Origin of the sequence: Amycolatopsis sp. NPDC049868 (assembly GCF_044461365.1) — a bacterium.
In the GTDB taxonomy this organism is placed as follows: Bacteria; Actinomycetota; Actinomycetes; order Mycobacteriales; family Pseudonocardiaceae; genus Amycolatopsis.
The window spans coordinates 1,222,789-1,246,936 of record NZ_JBITKV010000001.1; the positions used below are offsets into that span (position 1 = coordinate 1,222,789).

The 24,148-nt window shown below is 68.5% G+C and carries 29 protein-coding genes; 17 read left to right on the top strand and 12 right to left on the bottom strand.

Annotation, left to right across the window (positions count from 1 at the left end):
- Nucleotides 1–97 precede the first annotated feature (97 nt).
- On the bottom strand, nt 98–1,411 hold the full coding sequence (locus tag ACIBTM_RS05885; protein ID WP_395875404.1) for a cytochrome P450: 1,314 nt from the start codon (nt 1,409–1,411) through the stop codon (nt 98–100).
- 71 nt (nt 1,412–1,482) lie between these two features.
- Here ACIBTM_RS05885 and ACIBTM_RS05890 point away from each other — a divergent pair, with 71 nt between their 5' ends.
- Nucleotides 1,483–2,103, top strand: a complete 621-nt coding sequence (locus tag ACIBTM_RS05890) for a UdgX family uracil-DNA binding protein (protein ID WP_395875405.1) — start codon at nt 1,483–1,485, stop codon at nt 2,101–2,103.
- 1 nt (nt 2,104) lies between these two features.
- On the opposite strand, the gene ACIBTM_RS05895 is transcribed toward ACIBTM_RS05890, so the two are convergent.
- On the bottom strand, nt 2,105–2,296 hold the full coding sequence (locus tag ACIBTM_RS05895; RefSeq protein ID WP_395875406.1) for a hypothetical protein: 192 nt from the start codon (nt 2,294–2,296) through the stop codon (nt 2,105–2,107).
- A 117-nt stretch (nt 2,297–2,413) separates the two neighbouring features.
- Nucleotides 2,414–3,376: a TIGR03557 family F420-dependent LLM class oxidoreductase gene (locus ACIBTM_RS05900; RefSeq protein ID WP_395875407.1), complete on the bottom strand. Its 963-nt coding sequence runs from the start codon at nt 3,374–3,376 to the stop codon at nt 2,414–2,416.
- A gap of 111 nt (nt 3,377–3,487) precedes the next feature.
- On the opposite strand from ACIBTM_RS05900, the gene ACIBTM_RS05905 reads away from it, so the two are divergent.
- From ACIBTM_RS05905 to ACIBTM_RS05915, 3 genes are all read left to right on the top strand, one after another.
- Nucleotides 3,488–3,820 (top strand): plasmid stabilization protein, encoded by a 333-nt coding sequence (locus tag ACIBTM_RS05905; protein ID WP_395875408.1) that lies wholly within the window; start codon nt 3,488–3,490, stop codon nt 3,818–3,820.
- A 64-nt stretch (nt 3,821–3,884) separates the two neighbouring features.
- Entirely contained in the window at nt 3,885–4,337 is a 453-nt protein-coding gene (locus ACIBTM_RS05910) for an anti-sigma factor (RefSeq protein WP_395875410.1), read from the top strand.
- Entirely contained in the window at nt 4,334–5,122 is a 789-nt protein-coding gene (locus tag ACIBTM_RS05915; protein ID WP_395875411.1) for a SigB/SigF/SigG family RNA polymerase sigma factor, read from the top strand. The genes ACIBTM_RS05910 and ACIBTM_RS05915 overlap by 4 nt, the downstream gene beginning before the upstream one ends.
- Before the next feature lie 202 nt (nt 5,123–5,324).
- Here the strand turns inward: ACIBTM_RS05915 and ACIBTM_RS05920 are convergent, their stop codons facing one another.
- The 3 genes from ACIBTM_RS05920 to ACIBTM_RS05930 form a co-directional block, all read right to left on the bottom strand.
- Entirely contained in the window at nt 5,325–5,654 is a 330-nt protein-coding gene (locus ACIBTM_RS05920; RefSeq protein ID WP_395875412.1) for a DUF3140 domain-containing protein, read from the bottom strand.
- A 28-nt stretch (nt 5,655–5,682) separates the two neighbouring features.
- Nucleotides 5,683–6,147, bottom strand: coding sequence for a hypothetical protein (locus ACIBTM_RS05925; protein ID WP_378371664.1), 465 nt, complete (start codon nt 6,145–6,147; stop codon nt 5,683–5,685).
- Between the two features lie 97 nt (nt 6,148–6,244).
- Entirely contained in the window at nt 6,245–6,706 is a 462-nt protein-coding gene (locus ACIBTM_RS05930; RefSeq protein WP_395875413.1) for an SRPBCC family protein, read from the bottom strand.
- Nucleotides 6,707–6,842: 136 nt separating this feature from the next.
- Between ACIBTM_RS05930 and ACIBTM_RS05935 the strand changes: the two genes are divergently transcribed.
- The 6 genes from ACIBTM_RS05935 to ACIBTM_RS05960 are packed head-to-tail and all read left to right on the top strand — an operon-like array spanning nt 6,843 to nt 11,454.
- The gene (locus ACIBTM_RS05935; RefSeq protein WP_395875415.1) at nt 6,843–7,256 is read left to right on the top strand and encodes a phage holin family protein; all 414 of its coding nucleotides are present in this window, start codon (nt 6,843–6,845) and stop codon (nt 7,254–7,256) included.
- On the top strand, nt 7,253–7,558 hold the full coding sequence (locus tag ACIBTM_RS05940) for a DUF3618 domain-containing protein (protein ID WP_395875416.1): 306 nt from the start codon (nt 7,253–7,255) through the stop codon (nt 7,556–7,558). Before ACIBTM_RS05935 ends, ACIBTM_RS05940 begins: the two co-directional genes overlap by 4 nt.
- Entirely contained in the window at nt 7,555–7,821 is a 267-nt protein-coding gene (locus tag ACIBTM_RS05945) for a DUF4235 domain-containing protein (RefSeq protein ID WP_007030245.1), read from the top strand. Before ACIBTM_RS05940 ends, ACIBTM_RS05945 begins: the two co-directional genes overlap by 4 nt.
- A 2-nt stretch (nt 7,822–7,823) precedes the next feature.
- The gene (locus ACIBTM_RS05950; protein WP_395875417.1) at nt 7,824–9,119 is read left to right on the top strand and encodes an NAD(P)/FAD-dependent oxidoreductase; all 1,296 of its coding nucleotides are present in this window, start codon (nt 7,824–7,826) and stop codon (nt 9,117–9,119) included.
- Nucleotides 9,120–9,130: 11 nt separating this feature from the next.
- Nucleotides 9,131–9,634 (top strand): hypothetical protein, encoded by a 504-nt coding sequence (locus ACIBTM_RS05955; RefSeq protein ID WP_395875418.1) that lies wholly within the window; start codon nt 9,131–9,133, stop codon nt 9,632–9,634.
- Nucleotides 9,635–9,663: 29 nt separating this feature from the next.
- Complete coding sequence (locus tag ACIBTM_RS05960; RefSeq protein WP_395875419.1) at nt 9,664–11,454, top strand: thiamine pyrophosphate-requiring protein; 1,791 nt, start codon at nt 9,664–9,666, stop codon at nt 11,452–11,454.
- A gap of 64 nt (nt 11,455–11,518) precedes the next feature.
- Here ACIBTM_RS05960 and ACIBTM_RS05965 read toward each other — a convergent pair whose 3' ends face one another.
- From ACIBTM_RS05965 to ACIBTM_RS05975, 3 genes are read right to left on the bottom strand one after another with little or no spacing between them, the layout of a single operon-like run.
- Entirely contained in the window at nt 11,519–12,289 is a 771-nt protein-coding gene (locus ACIBTM_RS05965) for an SDR family NAD(P)-dependent oxidoreductase (RefSeq protein WP_395875420.1), read from the bottom strand.
- Nucleotides 12,290–12,324: 35 nt separating this feature from the next.
- Nucleotides 12,325–12,921, bottom strand: a complete 597-nt coding sequence (locus tag ACIBTM_RS05970) for a TetR/AcrR family transcriptional regulator (RefSeq protein ID WP_395875421.1) — start codon at nt 12,919–12,921, stop codon at nt 12,325–12,327.
- A gap of 54 nt (nt 12,922–12,975) precedes the next feature.
- On the bottom strand, nt 12,976–13,344 hold the full coding sequence (locus tag ACIBTM_RS05975) for a winged helix-turn-helix transcriptional regulator (RefSeq protein ID WP_395875422.1): 369 nt from the start codon (nt 13,342–13,344) through the stop codon (nt 12,976–12,978).
- A 78-nt stretch (nt 13,345–13,422) separates the two neighbouring features.
- On the opposite strand from ACIBTM_RS05975, the gene ACIBTM_RS05980 reads away from it, so the two are divergent.
- Nucleotides 13,423–13,947 (top strand): GNAT family N-acetyltransferase, encoded by a 525-nt coding sequence (locus ACIBTM_RS05980; protein ID WP_395875423.1) that lies wholly within the window; start codon nt 13,423–13,425, stop codon nt 13,945–13,947.
- On the opposite strand, the gene ACIBTM_RS05985 is transcribed toward ACIBTM_RS05980, so the two are convergent.
- On the bottom strand, nt 13,944–15,020 hold the full coding sequence (locus tag ACIBTM_RS05985; protein WP_395875801.1) for a TetR/AcrR family transcriptional regulator: 1,077 nt from the start codon (nt 15,018–15,020) through the stop codon (nt 13,944–13,946). The two genes, ACIBTM_RS05980 and ACIBTM_RS05985, sit on opposite strands and share 4 nt — an antisense overlap.
- 107 nt (nt 15,021–15,127) lie before the next feature.
- Between ACIBTM_RS05985 and ACIBTM_RS05990 the strand changes: the two genes are divergently transcribed.
- Together ACIBTM_RS05990 and ACIBTM_RS05995 are read left to right on the top strand one after the other, a co-directional pair.
- Nucleotides 15,128–16,318, top strand: a complete 1,191-nt coding sequence (locus tag ACIBTM_RS05990; protein WP_395875424.1) for a cytochrome P450 — start codon at nt 15,128–15,130, stop codon at nt 16,316–16,318.
- A 26-nt stretch (nt 16,319–16,344) separates the two neighbouring features.
- Nucleotides 16,345–17,202, top strand: coding sequence for an LLM class F420-dependent oxidoreductase (locus ACIBTM_RS05995; RefSeq protein WP_395875425.1), 858 nt, complete (start codon nt 16,345–16,347; stop codon nt 17,200–17,202).
- Here the strand turns inward: ACIBTM_RS05995 and ACIBTM_RS06000 are convergent.
- Nucleotides 17,177–18,574 carry a serine/threonine-protein kinase gene (locus tag ACIBTM_RS06000; protein WP_395875426.1) on the bottom strand — a complete coding sequence of 466 codons (1,398 nt, stop codon included), beginning with the start codon at nt 18,572–18,574 and terminating at the stop codon, nt 17,177–17,179. The genes ACIBTM_RS05995 and ACIBTM_RS06000 overlap by 26 nt on opposite strands.
- A gap of 229 nt (nt 18,575–18,803) precedes the next feature.
- On the opposite strand from ACIBTM_RS06000, the gene ACIBTM_RS06005 reads away from it, so the two are divergent.
- Nucleotides 18,804–19,496: an IclR family transcriptional regulator gene (locus ACIBTM_RS06005; RefSeq protein WP_395875427.1), complete on the top strand. Its 693-nt coding sequence runs from the start codon at nt 18,804–18,806 to the stop codon at nt 19,494–19,496.
- Nucleotides 19,497–19,844: 348 nt separating this feature from the next.
- A complete protein-coding gene (locus tag ACIBTM_RS06010; protein WP_395875802.1) occupies nt 19,845–21,407 on the top strand; it encodes an amidase in 1,563 nt (520 codons plus the stop codon).
- A gap of 187 nt (nt 21,408–21,594) precedes the next feature.
- Here the strand turns inward: ACIBTM_RS06010 and ACIBTM_RS06015 are convergent, their stop codons facing one another.
- Entirely contained in the window at nt 21,595–22,134 is a 540-nt protein-coding gene (locus ACIBTM_RS06015) for a TetR/AcrR family transcriptional regulator (protein WP_395875428.1), read from the bottom strand.
- A 136-nt stretch (nt 22,135–22,270) separates the two neighbouring features.
- On the opposite strand from ACIBTM_RS06015, the gene ACIBTM_RS06020 reads away from it, so the two are divergent.
- The gene (locus ACIBTM_RS06020) at nt 22,271–22,762 is read left to right on the top strand and encodes an anthrone oxygenase family protein (protein ID WP_395875429.1); all 492 of its coding nucleotides are present in this window, start codon (nt 22,271–22,273) and stop codon (nt 22,760–22,762) included.
- Between the two features lie 164 nt (nt 22,763–22,926).
- Nucleotides 22,927–24,147 (top strand): pentapeptide repeat-containing protein, encoded by a 1,221-nt coding sequence (locus ACIBTM_RS06025; protein ID WP_395875430.1) that lies wholly within the window; start codon nt 22,927–22,929, stop codon nt 24,145–24,147.
- Nucleotide 24,148 lies beyond the last annotated feature (1 nt).

Consider the following 24,148-nt stretch of genomic DNA (forward strand, 5'->3'; position numbering starts at 1 on the left):
CCCGCGCGGGGGTTCCCCAACCCCCAGTGCGGGCCCTCCCGGCGCCCCTATGGGGCCCCCCCCCCACACCTCCGTCCGAATGGGTCGAAGACGAGCCCTAGACCGCCGAAAACCTCAGGTGGAAGTTGTCCAGCGTCGCGGGCAACGGCCGCTCCGGCCCCAGGACGGCACCGGAGGCCAGTTCGAAGCGGCGATCCTTGATCAGGTGCGCCAGCATCGTGCTCGCGCAGAACAGCACCAGATCCCGGCCGGGGCAAATGGCCGGTCCGGCACTGAACGGGACCAGCGCGGGATTCGCCGCCGCGCTGCCGTCCAGCCAGATCCCGGGTTCGAACCGGTCGGCGTAGGGCAGCGATTCGGGATCGCGGTGGAAGAACGGGGTGAAGATCAGCACCGTGGTCCCCGCGGGTCCCCACGCCGTCTCGGCCGTGCTCTCGCGCAGCAGCGCGGGGGTGGTCGGCCACAGCCGGACCGATTCGAGGGCGCAAGCGCGCAAGTACGGGAACTGGCCAGGCACAGTCAGGTCGGCGGCCGCGACCTCCTCGTCGGCGCGTTCCCGCGCGGCCGGGTGGGTGGCCAGCAGCGCGAGCGCGCGGTAGGTGACGATCCCGGCGGCGTCGAACGCGAAGAGCCAGTGGGCGACCTGGTCGGCGACGACCTCCATCGTCCGCTCTCCCGCCGGGCCCGCCGACGCGATGGCTTCGGCGAGGCTTCCCGGCTCCGCCCGTTCCAGATGGCCGATGAGCCGGGTGCGGAATTGATCGTGGAGCCGCTCGCGCCGAGGGTGCGCGTACGCCCAGTTCGCGTCCTTCCGCAGCCGGGCGAGCATGTCGGTGAGGCCGTCGTCGCCCGCCGCGGACTCGCCGAGCGCGACCCGGCGAACCATCCGCCACCAGGCCACGTTGAAAGTGTCCCAGTCCAGCGTGCCGCCGTCCCACAGCGACGCTGCTTCCGCGCCGATCGCCGCGGCGAAGGGGGCGGCGAGATCGTGCAACGGCTTGCCCGGTTCGAGGACCTCCTCGTTGAACGCGCGGCGCGGCGCACGCTCCACCGCGTCCGAGACGAGTACGCCGTGGGGCTGGAAATGTCCCAGCGCGGCCCGCTTCTCCGTGGTCGACGGACTGAACGGGACCGGCGCGGCGGCGAGCACGTCACCGACGTCGTCCCCCGACAGCGCCAGATCGATCGAGCGGCCGGGCACCCGCAGGCGCAGCGGCCCCTCGCCGTACCGGGACCGAAGCCGGCACAACAGCCGCACCGCGGGGCGGTCCAGCTGGAGTTTCTGCGCCGCGGCCAGCCCCAGCGGCCGCCGTTTGATCACCCCGCCCGCGAGCGTGGGAAGCACCACCCGCAGCGCGACACGCACCGTGTCCTGGACGGAAGCGATGGCTGGTTCGGTCGTAGTCGCCATGACGAAGGACTACCCGGCACGGCGCGCACGTAACCGGTTTGTCCCACGGCCGGGCGGGGAATCCGGCGGCCATGGCGACCAAGGCACCCGGGGCGGATCCGCCCGAGACCGCCGACCTGGACCGGCTGCGTTCGGCGGCGGCCGGTTGCCGCGGCTGCGACCTCCACCGCGACGCCACTCAGACCGTCTTCGGCGAAGGCACCCGCGCGGCGGAGATCATGGTGATCGGCGAACAACCCGGTGACCAGGAGGATCGGCAGGGAGCCCCGTTCGTGGGGCCCGCTGGGCGGCTGCTCGACCGGGCTCTCGACGAAGCGGGCTTCGACCGCCGGAAGATCTACGTCACCAACGCGGTCAAGCACTTCAAGTTCAAACGCGACGAACGCGGCAAGCGGCGTATCCACAAGACGCCGTCGAAGACCGAGATCGTCGCCTGCCGTCCGTGGCTGCACGCCGAACTGGCGGCGGTCCACCCGGGGCTGCTGATCTTCCTCGGCGCGACGGCGGCGAAGGCGCTACTGGGCGACGACTTCCGCATCACGCGAAGCCGCGGAGAGCGGATCGACCTCGCCGAGTTCGCCACCACCGCGGTCGCCACGGTGCACCCGTCCGCGGTACTGCGCGCGCCGGATCGCGACGAGGCCTACCAGGCCTTCGTCGCGGATCTCGTGGCGGCGCGCGGCGCGCGCTGAATCAAGCCACTTCGGAGCTGCTGCCGCCGTCGTGCAGGCCGAGCATGTCCAGCAGGGTCGCACAGTCTTCGGCGTTCTTGGCCCGCGAAGCCACGGCGAGAGCCGCCTTACGACGGATGGCCTCTTGCTCCGGGGTGTCCTGGCCCTCCGGCAGCAGGTCCGGGACCGGATGAAGCCCGAGTTCGTTGTGCATCGATTCCCCCTTGACTGAAGGATGACGTGCCTCCTGGTACCCGCGCTCGCGGGTTTGAACACAGGTGTCCCCGTTCGGGTGCGCAGAGACACAGCGCTCCTACTCCGTCCGTGTGAATCAGCTCCGCAGCGCCGGGAGCAGCGTGTCCTCGGCGAAGCGCAGGAAGCCTTCCTGCTGGTCACCGCCGATCTGGATCAAAGCCAGATCGGTGAACCCGGCCGCCTCGAATTCGCCCGCCCGCTTCACGATCCCGTCCACGTCGGGCCCGCACGGGATCGCCGCGGCGACGTCGTCCGGCGTGACGAACTGCGTGGCCCCGGCGAACCCCGCGGGCCCGGGCAGTTCGGCGTTGACCTTCCAACCGCCGCCGAACCAGCGGAACTGCTCGTGCGCCCGCTGGATCGCGGCGTCGCGATCCTCGCCCCAGGACACCGGCAGCTGGGCGATCTTCCTGGTGGCCGGGCCGATTTTGGTGGCGTCCCACTCCCGGCTCAGTGCTTCGTCCGGCTCGACCGCGATCATCGCGTCGGCGATCGGCGCGAAACGGGTCACCGACTGTGACCCGGACACCGCGACCGCGAGGGGGACGCGCTGCTCCGGCAGATCCCAGAGTTTCGCCGAGTCGACCCGGAAGTGGTCACCCTTGTAGTTGAAGTAGCCACCGTCGAAGAGCCCGCCGATGATCTGGACCGCTTCGGCGAGCATCTCGTGGCGGACGTTCGCCGGCGGCCAGCCGCGGCCGACGACGTGCTCGTTCAGGTTCTCGCCCGCGCCGAGCCCGAGGGTGAACCGGCCGTCCGACAGCGCCTGGACGGTCGCCGCCTTCTGCGCCACCACCGCCGGGTGATAGCGCATGGTCGGACACGTCACGAAGGTCATCAGTTCGACCCGTTCGGTGCTCTGGGTGACCGCTCCCAGCACACTCCACGCGTACGGGGAATGTCCCTGCTCGTCGAGCCACGGCGAGTAATGGTCGCTCATCACCTCGAAGTCGAATCCCGCCTTCTCTGCCCCGGCGGCGTATCCCACCAGGTCCTTCGGTCCGGCCTGTTCGGTCATGAGTGTGTAGCCGATGCGCATCGAAGCCTCCTTCGCGTCCCGCCTCCGCGTACCCGCCCGTTCCGGGGGTCAACCGGACGTTTATCCGGCGAATCGAACGGGGTACCTGATCCGGTGAGGAGAGGAGCCGCGATGCCGCAGCAGGCTTGGAGCGACAAACGAGAACGTCAGTACGAGCACATCAAGGATTCGGCGAAGGACCGGGGCGCGAGCACAGACCGGGCCGAGGAGATCGCCGCGCGCACGGTCAACAAGAACCGCGCCCAGGCGGGCGAGTCACGCGAGGCGAGCCGCACGTCCCTTCAGGACATGTCACCGCAGCGGCGTGGTGGCAAGCGGTCCGGCAACCGGTTGGGCCCGAACGGCCCGACGAAGGACCAGCTTTACAACGAAGCGAAGCAGCGCAATGTCAAGGGCAGGTCGAAGATGTCCAAAAAGGAGCTTCAACGAGCTCTGGGCCGTTGAGCAAGCGCCACGCGGCGGATCACCGCCGCGGTAGTCCCACGGCCACGGACGGATGGATTTCGTAATGGACGCATACGGGCGGGGTGGCCTGACCCCGCAGACCCGGTTCCAGTCGGACGGCCTGTCCGACCGGGTCGAACTCCGTCTGCCCGCCGAGGCGGAGCAGATCCCCCTCGTCCGCACGCTCACCCACGGTGTGGTGGCCCGCGCGGACTTCGGCTTGGACGCCATTTCAGACGCGAAGATGGCCGTCGACGAAGCGTGTTCCCAACTTGTCCAGCCCGCTGAACTGGGAGCTGTTCTTTGTTGTGTCTTTCACGAGATACCGGAAGGAATCGCCGTCTCGATCTCGACGCGGACGAGCAAGCCCCATCTGCCGAGCGAGACGACCTTCGGCTGGCACGTCTTGACGACCTTGACCGAGTCGGTGACCGCGCGATGCGAACCGATCCCCGGCGAACTGGGGGGCACGACGACGATCGACCTCGTCCTGACCCCGGGAACGAGCGACGGGTGAGTGGCGAGCGCAAGACACTCACCCGGCAGGCTGACGACTACGCGCATTGCGAACCTCTCTTCGAGGAGCTGTCGTCACTGCCGGAGGACTCTCCGCGCCGCCAAGATCTGCGTGCCCGTCTCGTCACCGAACTCCTGCCGCTCGCCGAGCACATCGCCACCAGGTTCTCCGGCCGGGGCGAACCCCGCGAAGACCTGGTGCAGGTGGCGCGGATCGGCCTGATCAACGCGGTCGACCGGTTCGATCCCGGCCGCGGGCACGACTTCCTCTCGTTCGCCGTGCCCACGGTCATGGGCGAGGTCCGGCGTCACTTCCGGGACACCGGCTGGTCGGTCCGGGTACCGAGGCGGCTCAAGGAACTCCACGTCTCGCTCAGCCAGGGCACGGCCGCGCTGTCCCAGCGGCTCGGCCGCGCGCCGACTCCGACCGAACTCGCCGAATACCTCGGGCTCGAGGTCGACGAGGTGCGCGAAGGGCTGCTGGCCGGCCAGGCCTACCAGACGTTGTCGGTCGACAAGCCGGTACACGACAACGCCACCGAGGCCCTCTCGCTCGCCGACACGATCGGCGAGGAGGACCACGAGATGGCCTTGGTGGAGACCCACGAGGCGCTGCAACCGCTGCTGCGGGAACTCCCGAAGCGCGAACGCGCGATCCTCGTCATGCGGTTCTTCGGCGGCTACACCCAGACACAGATCGCGGAACGGATCGGCATCTCGCAGATGCACGTTTCGCGGCTTCTGTCGCAGACGCTGGAACAGCTGCGCGGGAAGCTCTCGGAGTAGCGCCGATCGGCGATCATGCGTGATTGGAGACCAAACACGCGTGATTGGAGGCGGAACTCTCTCATCCGCCCTCAATCACGCGTGATCCGGCTCCAATCACGCATGATCCGGCTTCAGACACACTTGTCGGCAGGACCAGAAGTACGTGAAGGCCCCCTTCACTGCGTCTAGCGCAGTGAAGGGGGCCTTCACGTACTTCGCGTCACGTGGGTTTCAGTGGGTCGTGCCCCATCGACATCAGCTTGTGCCGCCAGTGCGCCTCGCCCGCGACCGGTTCCAGGTCGTCCCGTCGCTGGTCCTCGACCCGCCGCACGACCGAGCGCATCACCCGCTCGTCCTCGGCGGTGAGGTCGGTCCGGCGCTTGCCGAGGATGCCCAGCACATGCCGCCCGGTCGGTGTACCCGCCTGGTCCGGCAGCACTTCGTCCTCGTCGTCGGCCGACCGCGTGCGCAGCCAGTCGGCCAGTTCCCGCGAGGTCATGTTGACCACGCGATGGAATTCTTCCCACAGTTCGTCGTCGATCTCGTGCACGGCGAAACCTCCTGCCAGCACTCGACTTCTACGGCGTCGTGTACGGCGCCTGGTTTTCGATGGACGGGCTGGCCGCCGGGTAGCGGCCGTCCTGCCCGGGTACCGGCGTCACCGTCGTGCCTTGCTGCTCGGGCTCGACGCGCTGCCGGGGACGGTTGATGACGGCTTCGGCCTCCTGCTCACCACGGATCCGCGAAAGCACGCTGAGCGTGATCGCATGGGCGATGGCCAGTACCAGCAGCAGAACACCGAGCCTCCCCACCACACCGGGAAGGTCGCTGCCCCCGATGTCGATGGTCGACAGCAGCGCCAAGACGCCCAACGTCGCGAGGTGGAACAGCACCGTCACGAGCCACGTCATGGACGCGCCCGCGGCCGGATCCCCGTGGGAACCCCGCAGGTAGCGCTTACCGCTCTGGTAGATGATCAGACCGTCGAGCATGACCAGCGCCACCCCGATGACGAGGAAGGCCACGTATGCGTTGGTAGTCATGCCGGAACGCTCCCTTCGTAATGGACCTCACCCCATGAGATACCCGGGACCTCCCCCTGGAAAACGCCGTATTCCAGGGGGAGGTCCCGGGCGATGGTCAGCTGCCGGGGCGGTCCACGTCACCGCGCCACGCGCCGGATTCACGGCCGCGGCTCTCGATGAAGTCCTTGAACCGCCTCATGTCGCCCTTGATCCGGCGGTCGAGCACGCCGAGTTTGTCGGCGACGTTCTCGGCGAAACCTTCCGGGTCGATCTCCATCTGCGCCGTGACACGGGTCTTGTTGTCGTCCAGGCGATGGAAAGTGATGACGCCCGCGTGGTCGGGACCGGAGTCCGACGTCCACGCGACACGTTCGTCGGGATGTTGTTCGGTGATCGTCGCGTCGAATTCCCGGCTCACCCCACCGAATTTGGTCACCCAGTGGGTGTGGGTCGCGTCAATCTGACGGATCTCCTCGACACCCTCCATGAACTGCGGAAAGCTCTCGAACTGAGTCCACTGGTTGTACGCGGTCTTCACCGGGACTTCGACGTCCACCATTTCGGTGATCGTGCTCATGCATCCTCCTGTCCGTTGGGTGCTTTTCGAGCCGGCACTTCCCGGCTACCCGGCGCTCAACGCGGCGAAACACGCTGTGATTGACCGGCGGGGCGGCCGGGTACCCGCCGGGCAGAACGCTCCGAGGAGGTGCCCCATGATCGAAGAGACCCACCGGAAGCCGCCCGAGGAAAGGTCGGTCGGCGAACTGGTTTCCGATCTCGGTGACGAGGTCAAGCATCTGGTCCGCGACGAGCTGCGGCTGGCCGTTTTCGAATTGCAGGGCAAAGGGAAGAAAATGGGACTCGGCGCCGGAATGTTCGGTGCCGCGGGCATTTTCGCGCTCTTCGGCCTGGCCACCCTGATCGCCGCGGCGGTGCTGGCCCTCGCGCTGGTCATGCCCGCTTGGCTGGCGGCCGTGGTGACGGGCGCGGCGCTGCTGCTGATCGGCGGCCTTTCCGCCGTCGTCGGCAAGAAGGAGGTCACGAGCGCGACGCCGCCGGTGCCGGAAGAGGCCATCGAAGGTGTCCGCGACGATGTCGACACCGTCAAGCAAGGAGTGCGCTCATGACTGATTTCCCCAAGAACGCCGAAGAAGCCCGCGCCGATCGCGACGTGACGCGCGAAGAACTCACCGAGACCCTCGACGCGCTGGGCAAGAAGATGGACGTCAAGGCGAGGGTGAAGGACGATCTCGACGCGAAGGTCGATCAGGCGAGCGCCACGATCTCCGACAAGATTTCCGAGCCCGCGGGCGAAAAGTTCCGTCAGGGCACCGAAATCGTCCGTGCCAATCCCCTGCCGATCTTCGCCGGTGTGCTCGCGTTGCTCGTCACCATCCGGCTGATCCTCCGAAAGAGGTCTTCGTCGTGAACAAGGTTCTCTACAAACCGCTGAACATGGTCGTGAGCGCCGCGGGCGGTGTCCTCGCCGGGATCGCGTTCAAGCAGATCTGGAAACGCGTGAGCGGTGAGGAAGACGCACCGAACGCCACCGACCGGGATTTCACCTGGACCCAGGTGATCGTCGCGGCCGCCGCGCAGGGCGCGATCTTCGGTGCGGTGAAGGCGGCCACGGAACGGGCGGGCGCGGTCGGCTACCGCAAGGCGACCGGCGACTGGCCCACGGAGGACTGACGATGCGCGTTGTGATCATCGGAGGCGGCTTCGCCGGGTACAACGCGGCGAAGACCCTGCTCAAATCGGTCGGCGACGACACCGAGATCGTGGTGCTGAACCCGACCGACTACTTCCTCTATCTCCCTCTGCTGCCCGAAGTCGCCGCCGGCATCCTGGAACCGCGGCGGATTTCGGTGTCCATCCCCGGCACGCTGCGCGGTGTGCGCCTCGTGCTCGGCACCGCGACCTCGGTCGACTTCGACGGCCGCACCGTGGCCTACACCGACTCCGAGGACCGCGAGCACCACCTCGGCTACGACCGCCTGGTGCTCGCCGCGGGCAGTGTCAACAAGCTGCTGCCGATCCCCGGCGTGCCGGAATACGCCCACGGCTTCCGTGGTCTGCCCGAAGCCCTGTACCTGCGGGACCACGTCACCCGGCAGATAGAACTCGCCGCCTCCGCGAAGGATCCGGCCGAACGCGACGCGCGTTGCACGTTCGTCGTGGTCGGCGCCGGCTACACCGGCACGGAGGTCGCCGCGCAGGGACCGGCGTTCACCGCCGCGCTCGCCGCCCGGCACCCGGAACTGAAGGAACAGAAGATCCGGTGGCTGCTGCTGGATCTGGCCGACCGGGTCCTGCCGGAACTCGACCGGCGGCTCGGCACCACCGCGGACGAGGTGCTGCGCGCACGCGGCGTCGAGGTGCTGATGAAGACGTCGATCGAGAACGCCGGGCAAGACGGGGTCACGCTGACCTCCGGCGAATCCGTGCCGACCCGCACCCTGGTGTGGTGCGTCGGTGTCCGGCCGGATCCGCTGATCGAGGACCTGGGGTTGAAGACCGCCAAAGGCAGGCTGGTCGTGACGGCGCAGCTGAACGTTCCCGGACGTCGTGACGTCTACGCATGCGGAGACGCGGCCGCCGTCCCGGATCTGACCCGGCCCGGCGAGTACACCCCGATGACGGCCCAGCACGCCGAACGGCAGGGCAAGCTCGCCGGGAGGAATGTGGCGGCGTCCCTCGGGCACGGTTCGCACGGCACCTACCGGCACCACGACCTCGGCTTCGTCGTCGACCTCGGCGCCCACCAGGCGGCCGCGAATCCCTTGCACATCCCGCTTTCCGGATTCGCCGCCAAGGCGGTCACCCGCGGCTACCACCTGCTGGCCATGCCGGGCAACCGGCTGCGGACCGCCACCGACTGGGCGATGGAAGCGGTGACGAAGCGGCAGACGGTCCAATTAGGACTCGTACGATCGGGTTCGGTACCGCTGGACACGGATTCCCCCGAACTCCCCCGCACGAACTGCTAGAGGAGACGCCCATGACCGCCGAATCCGATCCCATCCGCGCCGAAGGCCCCTCTGTCGTCACCGACGGCGGCGACGAGGGGGCGAAGCTGCTGGTCCTCGACCCGGCGGGCGAGGGCAAGCACGGGGAACTCCCGGCGACGTGGCGGCCGCTCGCGGCCCGTCGCCAGGTCATCTGGTGCAGGCTGCCCGTCGACGGCGCGCTCAGCCAGGCCGAAGACGTCCTTGGCGACGCGGAACCCGGTGGTCCGCCGATCGACGTGGTGGCCGCCGGCGACTCGGCCGCGGACGCGCTGCGGCTGGCCGAACGGTATCCCGGGGCCGCGGCCCATATCCTGCTGGTCGACCCGGTGCCGGACGAGTACTCCGAACCGGCCGAACGGGTGCGCTCCGCCGGGACCGCGGTGGACGTGCTCCCCCACAGCACCGGTGAGCCGTACAACAGGGTCCCGCCGCCGCTGCCGCTCGGGCATCCGGACGTCGTCGCGGGGATCTCCAAGGTCCTCGAGGACGTTTAGCCGCCGGGCCGGGGCGGTATCCGGCGCCCATGAGCGAAACCGTTGCGGACCATGTTCTGGCCAGGCTGCGCGAATGGGACGTGGAGCAGGTCTTCGCCTATCCCGGGGACGGCATCAACGGGCTGGTGACCGCGTTCGGCGCGGCGGGGAACGAGCCGCGTTTCGTGCAGACGCGCCACGAGGAGATGGCCGCGTTCGCGGCCGTCGGGTACGCGAAGCTGAGCGGGCGGCCCGGTGTCTGCATGGCGACGTCCGGCCCGGGGGCGATCCACCTGCTCAACGGCCTCTACGACGCCAAACTCGACCATGTGCCGGTGGTGGCGATCGTCGGGCAGACGGCGCGCAGCGCCATGGGCGGCAGCTACCAGCAGGAGGTGGACCTGCAGGCGTTGTTCAAGGACGTCGCGAGCGAGTACCTCGTCGAGGTCAACGTCCCCGAACAGCTGCCGAACGCCCTCGACCGCGCCCTCCGCACGGCCATCGCCCAGCGCGCGCCCACGGCGCTGATCATCCCGGCGGATCTACAGGAGGAGACCTATCAGCCGCCGCAGCACGAGTTCAAGCACGTGCCGTCCTCCCCGCCCGATCACCCGCGGGCCAGTGTCATCCCGCCTTCGGACGAGGTCGCCCGCGCGGCGGAGGTGCTGAACGCGGGTGAAAAGGTCGCGATCCTGGCCGGGCAGGGCGCGCGCAACGCCGTCACCGAGTTGCGCGAGGTGGCCGGGATCACCGGTGCCGGAGTGGCGAAAGCGTTGCTGGGCAAGGATGTCCTGCCCGACGACCTGCCGTATGTCACCGGCTCCATCGGCCTGCTCGGCACGCGGCCGACGTACGAGATGATGCGGGACTGCGACACGCTCCTGATCGTCGGCTCGAATATGCCGTACGCGCAGTTCCTGCCGGACTTCGGTCAGGCGCGGGCGGTCCAGATCGACATCGATCCCCGGTTCCTCGGGCTGCGCTATCCGACCGAGGTCAATCTGCTCGGCGACGCGAAGGGCACCTTGCAGCAGCTGATCCCGTTGCTGGCCGGGAAAACCGAGCGCGGCTGGCGCGAGCGGATCGAGAAGAACACCGGCGACTGGCACGAGACGCTGGCCCGCCAGGCGATGCTGGACGCGGACCCGGTCAACCCGATGCGGATCGTGCACGAACTGTCCGAGCGGATCCCCGAGGACGCCATCGTCACCGCCGACTCCGGTTCGGCCACCAACTGGTACGCCAGGAACCTCCGGATGCGCGGCCGCATGCGGGGCACGCTTTCCGGCACCCTCGCGACGATGGGCTCCGGCGTCCCCTATGCGATCGGCGCGAAGTTCGCCCATCCCGACCGGCCGGTGATCGCGCTGGTCGGCGACGGCGCGATGCAGATGAACGGGATGGCGGAACTGCTGACCATCGCCCGGTACCGCGAACTGTGGACGGACCAGCGGTGCGTCGTCTGCGTGTTCCACAACGGTGATCTGAACCAGGTCACCTGGGAACTGCGCGCCATGGGCGGCGCACCGAAGTTCGAACCGTCGCAGAGCCTGCCGGAGGTGTCCTATTCGGACTTCGCGCTGGAGATCGGCCTCGGCGGGATCGCCGTCGACGATCCCGCCCAGCTCGGCGAAGCGTGGGACGTCGCCTTGTCGACCGACGTGCCGACCGTGCTCGACGTCCGCTGCGATCCCGAAGTGCCGCCGATTCCGCCGCACGCCACCTTCGAGCAGGTGAAGGCCATGACCGAAGCCGTCCTCAAGGGCGAACCCGACGCCTGGCACCTGCTGACGCAGGGCATCAAGACGAAGATGCAGGAACTGCTGCCTTCGCGCCGCTGAGAGATGTCAGGAAAGGGTCGTTCCTGACGAAAAACGTCCTGAACGACCCTTTCATGACATCGGCTCAGGCGCTGGCGCCGCCGTCGAGGACGATGTCGTGCCCCACGACATACGCCGCCTCGTCCGACGCCAGCCACAGGACCGCCGCGGCGATCTCCTCGACCGCGCCGATCCGGCCGAGCGGGATGGCCGCGCCAAGCCGTGCGGCGCGGTCGGCCTCGGACTCGCCGGGCCGGAACGACATGGTGGTGTCGGTGGCGCCGGGGCTGACCGCGTTGATCCGGATGCCTTCGGCGATGTGGTCGCGGGCGGCGGTCCGGGTCAGCACGTCCACGGCGGCCTTCGTGGCGGCGTAGGCGGCCATTCCCGGCAGGCGGGTGTGCGAGCCGATGTTGGACGACATGTTGACGATGACGCCCCCGCCGCTCGCCCGCATCTGGGCGATCTCGTGCTTCATGGACAGCCAGGTGCCGGTGAGGTTCGTCCGCACGACGGCGTCGAAGCCGTCTTCGTCGAGATCCGCCGTCGGCGCGGGGCTGCCGAGGATGCCGGCGTTGTTGAACGCGATGTCGAGTTTGCCGTGCCTCCGCACGGTCTCGGCGACGAGACGCTCGACTTCCGCACCGGCACTCACATCCGCGGTCACCGCGTCGGCCGTTCCGCCGTCCGCCTCGATCTCCTTCACGGTCTGACGCAGCTTCTCGCCGTCCCGTCCTGAAACGACGACCTGAGCACCTTCGCGCGCGAAGGCCGCCGCCGTGGCGCGCCCGATCCCGGACCCTCCCCCGGTGATCAGGACGACCTTGCCGCTGAATCGCTTCCCCGCAGACAACACAGTAGTAACCACTTTCTGGTCCGATCGTTCCATTATCAATGCTTGCGAGCGGCTTCGAGAACCGCGATGGCCTGCCTCGCCGTCGCCTTGACCCGCGCCGCGGGATCCGGCCCCTTGCCCAGTACCCGCATGCCTTGCAGGACGGTGAGCAGGAAACCGGCCAGCTCTTCCGGATCGGCGGCGGCATCGAGCTCGCCCTGCGCTTTCGCGCGGCTCAACGCCATCCGCACGGCCAGCTCAAGCGCGTCCCAGCTGCGCTCGATCACCCGCGCCACCTCGGGATCCTTCGGCATCATCTCCATGGCGGCGTTGACCACGAAACAGCCTTTACGCCCCGATTCGCCCAGGATTTCGGCGAGATAGCGATCGATGAGCCGTCGTACTCCCGCGAGCGCCGGCCCCGGCCCGGCGAAGTCCTCGACGAACCGCTCGTTGCCCCGGGCGACGTAACGATTCAAGGCCGTCAGGTACAGCTCGTGCTTGGTGCCGAAGGTCGCGTACAGACTCGCCTTGCCGATGCCGAGCTCGGCGACCAGGTCGCTGACGGAGGTGGCTTCGTACCCCTGCCGCCAGAACAGTTCCAGCGCGGCTTCACAGGCCGCGTCGACGTCGAATTCCTTCACCCGGGACACGTCAGAAGCTTAACCGCATCTGGACCGATCGGTCAAATAAGCCTGAGTGCAGGCTCAACTACCCGAGTCGTACACCGACCGCGCTTCTTCCACCTTCGGCAGGTTCTCCGTCGACCAGTCCGCGAGGCTCGCGAAGAGCGGCGCCAGGCTTCGCCCGAGATCGCTGATCTCGTACTCGACCCGGGGCGGGACCTCGGCGTGATAGGTCCGGGTGATCAGACCGTCGCGTTCCAGTTGCCGCAGCCGTTGGGTCAGCACCTTCGGCGTGATCGAGCCGATGCGCCGCTCGAGTTCGACGAACCGTTGCCTGCCGAACTCGTTGAGCGCCCACAGGATCGGCGTGGTCCAGCGGCTGAAGACGAGGTCCACCACCGGGGCGATCGGACAGGCCTGATCAGGCGTAATCGAGGCGTCGGCGCGCATGACACCAAGGTACGCGGGTTGCCGAGTTGTCATGATCCGGACACCCCATGGCCCCGCCTGTGCGCGTAACGTTCTGTTATGGACTTGACCACCGAAAGGCTCGTCGTCCGTGATTGGTCCGAGGACGACGCCGAGGCCGCGCTGGCGATCTACGGCACCACCGACGTGACCCGCTGGCTCACCCCGGCGATGGACCGGGTGACCGACGCGGCGGCCATGCGTTCGGTTCTGCAGGCCTGGCAGCAGGCGCAGTCGAATCTCGTGCCACCGCGCGGAAGATGGGCGGTGCAGCGCAAGGAAGACGGCATGGTCGTCGGCGGGCTGGGCATCCATCTGCTGCCACCGTTCGAAGAAGACCTGGAGATCAGCTGGCAGCTGCACCCGGACGCCTGGGGCGAGGGCTACGCCTCCGAGGCCGCCCGCGCGCTGATCGGCTGGGCGTTCACCCAGGACACGGACGAACTCTTCGCCGTCGCCCGGCCGAACAACACACGTGCCATCGCGACCGCGAAACGGCTCGGCATGGTGTGGGTCGGGGAAACCGACAAGTACTACGGGCTTCGCCTTCAGGTGTACCGGATCCGGCACACGGACACCGTTTAGGAACTGTCCACACGGGACACTTCGCCCGAGACCGCGTGCCCCGCGCCGCGCCCGTCCGCGGTGGCGACGATCCGGCCTCGCTCGACCCGGATCGCGGCCTCGGTCTCGTCGCTGACCGCGAGCACTCCTGCCGCGGCCGCCAACGTCCCGGTCGCGTCGCACACCACGCGCACTCCCGGCCAGGACGATTCCGGGAAGGCCTGCCGCAGACCTCCGCACAGTTCCGCGACGATCAGCCGGGTCAGTGGCACCAGTTCGTCGGGATCACTGGTCACGGCGACGACGGTGACATCGCGGCCCGATGCCCGGACGGCCTCCTCCGCGGCGGCCAGCCGATGAGTGCCCAGCACGACGACCACACCGTCGCCGGGCACGAAGGATTCGGCGCGCACCAGGTCGACGGCCCCGGGCGGTGACCACGGCCGGTCGGCGGCCTGCGCCGTCGGCGCGATCACCGGCGGCGCCCACCAGTCGTTGAAGGCCAGCCCCGCCAGCCGTTCAGACGCACTCACGACGTCGAAGGGCTCGACGAGCCCCGGCGCGGTGGCCGCCAGCTGGCCGGCGCCGTGCAGCGTGGTCAGCACGGTCTCCGCGAGCCGGACCCGGCGTGGGATCGGCGATCCCGCCGGCCGCTCCGGCGGGTCGAGCCGCTCCAGCGCGAGCCCGAGCAACAGCCCGTTGAGCTTCACCAGCTGGGCGAACGGGCGCCGGACGTGCTCGTCCGCGAGTACTTCAGGCATCAGGTCGCGGGCGAGGCCCGCCTGATCCTCGTCGAGGGGAAGCGCCACCACCCGGGCCCTGGCCAGCGCACCCAGCGCACCTTGGAGCGTCTCACCGGGCACGGCGTGCGGCGCTCCGGCGGACCGTTCGGCCAGCTCGGCGAGGACGGCGAAGTACAGCGCGCGTTTCCCCGGGAAATTCGAGTAGACCGCGCCGCGGGTGAGTTCCGCCCGTTCGGCGATGACGTCGATCTTGGCATCCCGGAAGCCCTGTTCCGCGAACTCGTCGCGCGCGGCGGCCAGCACCTTCGCACGATTGCGCTCCTGCGTCTCCGCCCTGCTCAGCCGGACCATCGGCCTCCCGTCAGCCAGCACGATTGCTCTCGGACCCGAATCAAGATACCTTGAACATTCAGATGATGAGAACATCTGATTTGCACATCCGAACTGGGAGAGCCACCTTGTCCGACGTTCCCGAGATCCTCCTGACCGACCCCGAGGTTCTGCGCGACCCGTTCACCGCCTACGGCCCCGTCCGCGAGCGCTCCCCGATCGCCAAGCTCACCGCGCCGGGGTTCTCGATGTGGGCGGTCCTGCGCCACGAAGAGGCACGGAAGATGCTGAGCGACCCGCGATTCGCCCTGAGCGCGAACAGCTATCAGCGGATGGACATCCCCGACCACTGCCGCCCGTACATGCGGACGATGCAGGAGGTCGAGGGGCCGGAACATCTCCGGCTCCGGCGGTTGGTCGCCCCCGCGGTCACCCCGCGCAAGGCCGCCGCGCTCCGCCCGGGAATCGAGCGGCTCGTGGACACCCTCCTCGACGAACTCGCCGGAGAAGACCGGATCGACCTGGTCACCGCGTTCGCGCGCCCGCTGCCGGTGGACGTGATCTGCGCGCTGGTCGGCATCCCCGAAGCCGACCGCCCCCGATGGCGCGAGTACGGCGCCTTGGTCTCGGCCGGCGACGGAGCGGGACTCGCGAAAGCGGTCCCCGGGATCGTCGAGGGCGCACTCGCCGCCATCGCGGACCGGAAACTCGGGCCCGCCGAGGACGTCGTGTCGCAACTGCTTCAGATCCAGGCCGAAGACGGCGACAGGCTGAGCGACACCGAACTGGTCGCCCTGGTGTGGCAACTCGTACTGGGCGGCCAGGTACCCGGCAACCTCATCGCCAACGCCGTCGAAATCCTGCTCTCCCATCCCGCGCAGCTGGCCGAGCTTCGCGAGAACCCGGCGCTCATGCCCGGCGCCGTCGAGGAGGTGATGCGCTGGCAGAGCCCGCAGCTGCTGACGCTCCCCCGGTTCGCGACCACCGACGTCCGCATCGGCGACGTCCTCATCCCCGAAGGAGAACCTGTTACCGTCGCGATCGCCGCGGCGAACCGGGACCCCAGGGCGTTCCACGACCCGGACGTCTTCGACATCCGGCGCGCGGCGGGACCGGCTTGGCATCTCGCCTTCGCCCACGGGCCGCACTTCTGCCTCGGCGCTTCACTGGCCAGGGTTCAGGTCGAGGTCGCACTCACCGCCCTGCTGCGCAGGTTCCCCGATCTCGCCCTCGCCGACGGCCTCGTGCGGATCCCGGATCCGGGCACCTGGCGGCTGAACGCCCTGCCGGTCACGCTGCACGCCACGGTTGCGAACTGAAACACGTTCTAATAACGTGACCGCCTGTGAGACACGGGATTGTGCTGTTCACCAGTGACCGGGGTATCAGTCCGGCGGCGGCCGCGCGGGCGGCGGAAGCCGCCGGCTTCGACACCTTCCACGTACCCGAACACACGCATATCCCGGTCAAACGGGAGGCTCCGCATCCGCGCACCGGCGACTCGTCGCTCCCCGACGACCGCTACCTGCGCACGCTGGACCCGTGGGTCGCGCTGGCCACGGCGGCCTCGGTGACCACGCGGATCCGGCTCGCGACGGCGGTGGCCCTCCCGGTCGAGAGCGATCCGATCACGCTGGCGAAGACGATCGCCAGCCTCGACCATCTCTCGGCCGGGCGGGTCACGCTCGGCGTCGGCTTCGGCTGGAACGTCGACGAACTGGCCGATCACGGCGTCCCCGGCGGCAAACGCCGGACCGTGCTGCGCGAGTACCTGGAAGCGATGCGCGCGCTGTGGACTCAGGACGAAGCCTCGTACGCGGGCGAGTTCGTCTCGTTCGGCGCCAGCTGGGCGTGGCCGAAACCGGCCCAAGCGCATATCCCGGTGATCGTCGGCGCGGGCGGGACGGAGAAGACGTTCCGCTGGATCGCGAAGTCCGCCGACGGATGGCTCACCACGCCCGGCGACACGGACATCGAGGGCAAAGCACGGCGGCTGCGCGAGATCTGGCACGAAGAGGGCCGCGCCGGGGAGCCGGAGATCTCGGCGCTCGGCGTCCGCCCGGATCCGGCGAATCTGGCCAGGCTGGAGGCGGCCGGGGTCACCGAGACGATCTTCGGTCTCCCGGACCGCTCCCCCGACGAGGTCGAAGCGTGGCTTCAGCGCCTCGCCGGGAAGCTCAGCCTGCCCGCTGGGAGTCGATGAGGTACCGGCCGTCCTTCTGGACCAGGACGAAGGTTTCCCGCCCCGTCGTGGTCCCGCCCGACGCCTTCACGTAGGTGAGCGTCGCCGTCACCGTGTTGCCGGATTCGGTCACGTTCGACACGGTCACCGCGCTGTACTGCCTCCAGTAGTTCGAATACCGCTCGAAGCTCTGGTTCCTGCTCTGCTTGAAGTTGTCGCTCAGCGTCGCGAACCCCGCCTGGAGATTTCCCGGGATGAGGGCGTAGTAGGCCGCGAGCGCCTGCCCCGGCGTCTGCGCGGGCGGCGGCGCGGCCGAGGACGACGGGGGCGGCGTCGAGGGCGGCGCGGAGGACGCCGAAGGCGGCGGCGCGACCGGCTCCGAGGTGGCCGGGGCCGCGGACTGCGACTGGGAAACCGACGGCGGAGCCTGTCCCGTCGGGGCGTCGTCGTCGCGGTTGAGCACCACGACCACGGCCGCGGCGGCGGCCGCCGCGAGCACGAGGAACACCGCGAGCACGCCGATCAGCATTCCCTTGCGCGCCTTCGGCGGCGGTTCCTCGGCGGCGAGCGTCGTCGGCTCCCCTGCCGCCAGCGCCCGCAGCTCCCGCTCGGTCTCGGTCATCGTCGGCCTGCTGTCCGGCCGGACGTCGAGAAGCCGGTTCAACAGTGGTGTCAGGATCCCCGCCTTGGTCGGCGGGGTGATCTCGCCGCTCGACGCGCGGTACAGCAACGCGATCGGGTTCTCCGCCGTGCCATAAGGCGTGCCGCCTTCGAGCGCGGTGTACAGCGTCGCGCCGAGTGAGAACACGTCGGAAGCGGACGTGGCGTCCTCGCCGCGGGCCACCTCGGGCGCCAGGAACGCCGGTGTCCCGGAGATCTCGCCGGTCGCGGTCAGCTGGACGTCGCCCATCGCCCGTGAGATCCCGAAATCGGTGATCTTGACGGTGTCGTCGTCGCCCAGCAGGACATTGCCGGGCTTGATGTCACGGTGGACGATGCCTGCCCGGTGCGCGGCCGCCAGCGCCGAGCACAGCTGGATGCCGAGGCGGATGACGTCGTCGACCTCCATCGGCCCCTCGCGCAGCTTCTCCGCGAGGCTGGTCGAGGGCAGGTACTCCATGATGATCCACGGGCGGTCCTGCTCGTCGATCACCCCGAAGACGGTGATGGCGTGCGGATGCACCAACCGCGCGGCGATCCTGGCCTCGCGCAGCGCGCGGTTCTTGGCCTCGTCGGCCTTCTGCTCCCCGGCGCCGTGCGGCAGAAGGAGTTCCTTGACCGCGACCGTGCGCTCCAGGTTCTCGTCGCGCGCACGCCACACGGTGCCCATGGAGCCACCGCCGACGGGCTCGATGAGATCGAACCGATCGGCGAGGCGGCGGATCTCCTCCATTATCGACGTCCCCCTGGAGCTGTGGTGTTCGCGCGAACCTTGCCAGCATGCCAGGAACGCGCCGGGACGCCGGACCCGGCAGGGTGGTTCGCGAAGCGGTGTCGGTCACGTCGGCGCAGGGGCCGTTCAGCGGAACCCCGCCCCATCGGCTGCCCGAAAGTTCGTATCTCAGCCTGCCGGGGGCGCACTTTACTTCTCCGGTGTGGCCTGTTTCCGGGAAAGGGCGGCGATGCGGGAAACCATTGGCGGACGCGGCGTGCTCGAAGGCGCGTTCGCGTTACTCGAAGCACTCAACGAGCACGGCGGGCAGGCCGGGCTGACCCAGCTCGTGCGGACCACCGGGCTCCCGAAGACCACCGTGCACCGGCTTCTGGACCAATTGGCCGACCTGGGCGCGGTCGAGCGGGCGGGCCGCGGCTACCGGATCGGTTCGCGGGTGTTCCGGCTCGGGCGGTACTGGCAGCCCGAACTACGGGACCTGGCCAAGGAATGGCTGCCGTCGCTTTCGGCGCGGATGCGCGCGAGCCTGGTGCTCGTGGTGCCGAGGGAAGGTCGCGCGCTCGTCGCGGCAGGGGCTGTCCTCCCCGCCGACGACGTCCCGGTGTGGCCGGGAAGCCCGCTGCCGCCCGGAACCGCCGCCGGGCGGCTCCTCGCCGCCCATCACCCGGCGCTCGCCGAACCCGACGCCGACGCGCTGGAGATCCGCGCGACCGGATTCGCGACGGAGTCGGAGACGATCACCGAGGGACTCGGCTGCGCCGCCGTCGCCGTCCGGACCCCGGACGGCCGGGTCGGCGCGGCACTCGCCGCCGTCCTGCCCGTCCGCCGCGACCCGGCTTCCGCGATCACCGCGCTGACGAGCACCGCCCGCTCCTTCGGTGCCGCTCTCGCCGAATACTCACGGCCAAACCGGGCCGGATGATCGGCGAACCCCGAACAATCCCCGAACAATGCGATAACCGGGCAGCCAACCGAATACGGGCGGAATATTTCCGACGAAATCCCGGAAATCGCCTCACCGTGCGTCCGCGACCGGTGTCACCCCGTGCGGAAACCAAGGAAACCCCTGGGACAAAGGCCGTTTGCGTGACCGATCGCCTACCGGGCGATGCGTTGTAGCGGCGATTAAATCACCGTCCCGCGTTTCTTCCGGCACTTCCGAAACGGAGGAGCGCACGTACTGTTCAGGAATTCTTTCGACCAAGGAGGGAATTCCTTGACAAGACATTCCTTGAAAAGACGGGGCGCGGCCGTGGCGGCGTTCCTCGCCATGGTGTCCGTGGCGTCCGCCACCACGGCCGTCCCGGCATGGGCCACCGAACGGTCCGGCCGTCCCGTCGTGGCCGGGATCGACCTGGAGCGGGCGACGATCCCCGATCTCCAGCGGGCGATGCGCTCCGGACGGCTGTCCTCGGTCGAGCTGACCGCCTTCTACCTGCATCGGATCCGCAAGCTGAACCCGACGCTGCACGCGGTGCTCACCACGAACCCGGACGCGCTGCGGCTCGCCGCGGAAAGTGACCTGCGGCGGCACCGGCACCGGTCGAAGGGCCCCATGGACGGCATCCCGGTGCTGCTCAAGGACAACATCGACACCGCGGACCGGCAGCCGACCACCGCCGGCTCGACCGCGCTGCTGGAGTCGCGTCCCTACCGTGACGCCGGCGTGGTCGAGAACCTGCGCGAGGCCGGGGCGGTCATCCTCGGCAAGGCCAACCTTTCGGAGTGGTCGAGCTACCGCTCCACGAGCTCGTCGAACGGCTGGAGCCCGCTCGCCGGCCAGACCGCGAACCCTTATGTCCTCGACCGCAACCCGTGCGGCTCGTCGTCCGGCCCGGGCGTCGCCGTCGCGGCGCACCTGGCGACCGTCGCCGTCGGGACCGAAACGGACGGTTCGATCAGCTGCCCGTCCGGCGCCAACGGCATCGTGGGGGTCAAGCCGAGCCTCGGGCTCGTCAGCCGCAGCGGGATCGTGCCGGTGTCGAAACAGCAGGACACCGCGGGGCCGATGGCGCGCAACGTGGTCGACGCCGCGATCCTGCTCGCGGCCCTCAACGGCGCCGACCGTCGCGACCCGATCACCGTCGACGCCGCGAGGCAGTCCCTCGACGACTACACGAAGTTCCTGCGTCCCAACGCTTTGCGCGGGAAGCGGATCGGCATCTGGCGCGAGGTCTACACTCCGGACGAGACGACGAAGGCGGCGTTCGAGCAGGCGTTGGCCAGGCTGCGGAAACTCGGCGCGACCACGGTCGAGATCACCATCCCGTACCTGGACGTCATCGCGGCCAACGAGTTCCCCGCGATCAGGACCGAGTTCAAACACGACATCAACGCCTACCTCGCCTCGACCGGCGGCAGGCATCCCGCCGATCTGGCGGGGCTGATCCAGTACAACCTGGACCACGCGGCCGTCGAAATGCCGTACTGGACCCACAACCTCTGGGACCGCTCGCAGGCCACCACCGGCGATCTGAACGATCCGGCGTATCGCGCGATGCGGGAAGCCGCGACGAGCGCCGCGCGGCGAGGCCTCGACGAAACGCTGCGCGGCGAGAAGCTGGACGCGATCGTCGCGCCGACGAACAACGCCGCCTGGAAGACGCAGCTCGGCGTCGGCGACGGCGCGCTGCTGATCGACTCTTCCGGCCCGGCGGCCGTTTCGGGCTATGCCAACATGACCGTTCCGATGGCGTACGCCGGGCCGTTGCCGCTGGGACTGTCGATCATGGGCGGGCGGTTCAGCGAACCGTCACTGCTGGCCATCGCCTACGCCTTCGAGCAGGACACGAAGGTCCGGCGGCTGCCGACCTTCATCCCGTCCATCGGCTGAACCGGGACCGACGGCTACTCGACGTGGTCGGCGAGCGCGTGAGTATCACCGCGAGTGAGGGGTGTGTGGATATAGGGACGTTCAATGTCCCTATATCCACACACCCCGCCGTGACCGGACCGCTCACACGGTGCGCGTCCCGACGCTCTACGAACAACACCCTCGTCTAGCGTCCTGAGTCAGGGCGCTAAGGGACCAGGAGCCCGAGGCTGCGCTCGGCCTCGGCGACGGCGGAGTCGCGCTCGACGTGACCGTCGATCACGAGCGTGGCGAGCCCGTGGAGCAGGCACCAGAGCGTGACGGCGAAACCGTCCGGATCGTTCCGCTCCCCCACCCGGTCGGCCAGCAGCGCACAGGTCGCCCGATGCGCCTCCGCCAGTTCCGGATAGGCGGCACGGTCACCGATCCCGGCGCCCGCCATCAAGCGGTACAACGCGGGATTCTCCAGCGCGAAGCCGAGGTAGGAGTGCCCGAGTGCGGTCACCGTCCCGGCGCCGAGACTCCGCAGGCACTCCTGCAGCTCGGCATGCCCTTCCAGTGCGACCGCCACCAGCAGCGCGTCCTTGTCGCGGAAATGCCGATACGGCGCCGCCGTGGACGCACCCACCTTCGCGACCGCGGCGCGCAGACTCACCCCCTCCGGACCTCGTTCGACGAGGAGCTCCCGTGCGGCGCGGACGAGCGCTCGACGAAGATCCCCGTGGTGATAGGCACGTTTGTTGATCATGGCGGACCCCCCAGCCCTTGATGCCACGCGAACGCCTCACCTTAACGGGCGGGAAACGCGGAGGTGGCCGACTCCCTGTCCGCAAATAATTCAGACACGTTGTCAGAGTTACCCGGGTCCAGCTATGTTTGACGGCATGTCAAAGATCAGGTTCGATCTCGTCACCTGCGTCGCCCTGCTGTCGACGGGGCTCCTCGCGGGAGCCTTCGGCTACGGCGTGGTCAACGTCGCCGCCACGTTCGACGTCGTCCCACTCGACGTGCGGTTGACCTTCCACACGGCGCTGATGCAGCGGAACGGCGTCGTCATGCAGACCGCGATGGCGCTCGCGGCGATCAGCTCCCTCGCACTCGCCCTGCTGAGCCGAGGGCGGCCGCGACAGCTGGCCGGCGTGGCCGCGGCCCTGGTCGTGACGTCGTTCCTGGTCACCCGCTTCGGCAACGTCCCGATCAACGGCCGGATCAAGGTCTGGGCCGTCACCACGGCACCCGCCGACCACGCGGCGATCCTCGACAGCTGGGAGACCTACAACGTCATCCGGACCGTCACCGCTCTCACCGCTTTCGTGCTCATCATCGTCGCCTCACGGCTCAAGCTCCCGGAGCGCGCCTTGGCTCCGGCGCAATAACCAACCAGAAACATCCCAAGGCCAGTCCGCGCGGCGCTGTCACGTATTCGCCAGATTCGAAACCAGCCTCGCACTGCGATCATGGTTCGATGGTCGATGATTCGCACCCTCCGGAGATGCCCCGAACTCGGCCTACCTCGCTCTCCAGCGGGAAACACCGGATCTTGTCGAATCGCACCATCGTCCTGTGTGCCGGGCTTCTGCTCGCCTTCTCTGTCGCAGCCTGCTGGGTGCTGTTCGTTCTCTACGGAAAAGGAACCGACGCTGACAAAGCCCGGCTGGAGGGTGTGCGCACCGTCGGCACGATCGTGCTCGGAGCGGGCGGCGCCATCGCGCTGCTCCTTGCCGCTCGACGCCAACAGACCGCGGAGCAGGACCTTCTCACCAAACGTCATGACCTCCAACTACGAGAGCGGGCCAATGACGACGCTCGCCACGATGCCGCAGAGCGGCGGATCAGCGACCTGTACCTCAAGGCGGTCGAGCAACTGGGGGCGGACAAAGCACCCGTCCGACTCGCCGGGCTGTACGCGCTCGATCGCCTGGCGCAGGACAATCCTTCGCAGCGTCAGATGATCGTCAATGTGATCAGCGCCTATCTACGCATGCCTTACGAACTACCTGACAAGCCTCCCGATGCCGGCGCCGAGAAAGAGATCCACGACGAATACCGAAGTGACGTTCAAGAACGTGAGGTACGAACGACGGCCCAGCGCATCCTGGCCGACCATCTCGACCCGAACTACCAGGATGGGAAAAGGTTCTGGCCCGACATCGACCTGGATCTCAGCGGCGCGCTGCTGATCGACGTCATGTTCCGCGACTGCAGGCTCAACAACGCTCGCTTCTCGAACGCACGGTTCTGTGGTGACACCTTGCTGATAGGCATCCACTTCGATGGGGAAACCAGGTTCGACGGCGTCACATTCACTGGCGACTCCTGGTTCTCGGAGGCGCGGTTCACCGGCAACGTCCGGTTCGATCAGGCGACCTTCGAGGCCATGGCCAGATTCGACGCGGCTACCTTCAAAGGAACCGCCACCTTTCGCGCTGCCTCATTCTTGCGCGAAGCACGGTTCACGAACACGACGTTCACCGGGAGCGTGGTGTTCAGCAAAGCCACCTTCACCGACAGCGCGACCTTCGATGACGCCACGTTCTTCGAAGACGCCTACCTGCCCGGCGTGACGTTCGCGCACCGGTCCTACTTCACCGAAGCCGCGTTCGCAGGTGACGCCTGGTTCAACCAAGTGACATTCAGCAGCTACACCACGTTCGACGGCGCGACGTTCAGCGGTGACATCAGGTTCACCGACTCCACTTTGGACGGCGTTCCCTTTGTCCCCTCGCAACTTCAACCACACAAGCCGCCCGAAGACGAGTGAA

What these genes read in the sequence shown, in the direction of transcription:
- ACIBTM_RS06010 (WP_395875802.1), top strand. Translation starts at nt 19,845, where the DNA reads ATGGTGTCCGTGGCGTCCGCCACCACGGCCGTCCCGGCATGGGCCACC.
- ACIBTM_RS06000 (WP_395875426.1), bottom strand. Translation starts at nt 18,574, where the DNA reads ATGGAGGAGATCCGCCGCCTCGCCGATCGGTTCGATCTCATCGAGCCC.
- ACIBTM_RS05885 (WP_395875404.1), bottom strand. Translation starts at nt 1,411, where the DNA reads ATGGCGACTACGACCGAACCAGCCATCGCTTCCGTCCAGGACACGGTG.
- ACIBTM_RS05950 (WP_395875417.1), top strand. Translation starts at nt 7,824, where the DNA reads ATGCGCGTTGTGATCATCGGAGGCGGCTTCGCCGGGTACAACGCGGCG.
- ACIBTM_RS05910 (WP_395875410.1), top strand. Translation starts at nt 3,885, where the DNA reads ATGGACGCATACGGGCGGGGTGGCCTGACCCCGCAGACCCGGTTCCAG.
- ACIBTM_RS05925 (WP_378371664.1), bottom strand. Translation starts at nt 6,147, where the DNA reads ATGACTACCAACGCATACGTGGCCTTCCTCGTCATCGGGGTGGCGCTG.
- ACIBTM_RS05980 (WP_395875423.1), top strand. Translation starts at nt 13,423, where the DNA reads ATGGACTTGACCACCGAAAGGCTCGTCGTCCGTGATTGGTCCGAGGAC.
- ACIBTM_RS05985 (WP_395875801.1), bottom strand. Translation starts at nt 15,020, where the DNA reads ATGGTCCGGCTGAGCAGGGCGGAGACGCAGGAGCGCAATCGTGCGAAG.
- ACIBTM_RS05930 (WP_395875413.1), bottom strand. Translation starts at nt 6,706, where the DNA reads ATGAGCACGATCACCGAAATGGTGGACGTCGAAGTCCCGGTGAAGACC.
- ACIBTM_RS05955 (WP_395875418.1), top strand. Translation starts at nt 9,131, where the DNA reads ATGACCGCCGAATCCGATCCCATCCGCGCCGAAGGCCCCTCTGTCGTC.
- ACIBTM_RS06005 (WP_395875427.1), top strand. Translation starts at nt 18,804, where the DNA reads ATGCGGGAAACCATTGGCGGACGCGGCGTGCTCGAAGGCGCGTTCGCG.
- ACIBTM_RS05895 (WP_395875406.1), bottom strand. Translation starts at nt 2,296, where the DNA reads ATGCACAACGAACTCGGGCTTCATCCGGTCCCGGACCTGCTGCCGGAG.
- ACIBTM_RS05900 (WP_395875407.1), bottom strand. Translation starts at nt 3,376, where the DNA reads ATGCGCATCGGCTACACACTCATGACCGAACAGGCCGGACCGAAGGAC.
- ACIBTM_RS05940 (WP_395875416.1), top strand. Translation starts at nt 7,253, where the DNA reads ATGACTGATTTCCCCAAGAACGCCGAAGAAGCCCGCGCCGATCGCGAC.
- ACIBTM_RS05975 (WP_395875422.1), bottom strand. Translation starts at nt 13,344, where the DNA reads ATGCGCGCCGACGCCTCGATTACGCCTGATCAGGCCTGTCCGATCGCC.
- ACIBTM_RS06020 (WP_395875429.1), top strand. Translation starts at nt 22,271, where the DNA reads ATGTCAAAGATCAGGTTCGATCTCGTCACCTGCGTCGCCCTGCTGTCG.
- ACIBTM_RS05890 (WP_395875405.1), top strand. Translation starts at nt 1,483, where the DNA reads ATGGCGACCAAGGCACCCGGGGCGGATCCGCCCGAGACCGCCGACCTG.
- ACIBTM_RS05935 (WP_395875415.1), top strand. Translation starts at nt 6,843, where the DNA reads ATGATCGAAGAGACCCACCGGAAGCCGCCCGAGGAAAGGTCGGTCGGC.
- ACIBTM_RS05905 (WP_395875408.1), top strand. Translation starts at nt 3,488, where the DNA reads ATGCCGCAGCAGGCTTGGAGCGACAAACGAGAACGTCAGTACGAGCAC.
- ACIBTM_RS06015 (WP_395875428.1), bottom strand. Translation starts at nt 22,134, where the DNA reads ATGATCAACAAACGTGCCTATCACCACGGGGATCTTCGTCGAGCGCTC.
- ACIBTM_RS05960 (WP_395875419.1), top strand. Translation starts at nt 9,664, where the DNA reads ATGAGCGAAACCGTTGCGGACCATGTTCTGGCCAGGCTGCGCGAATGG.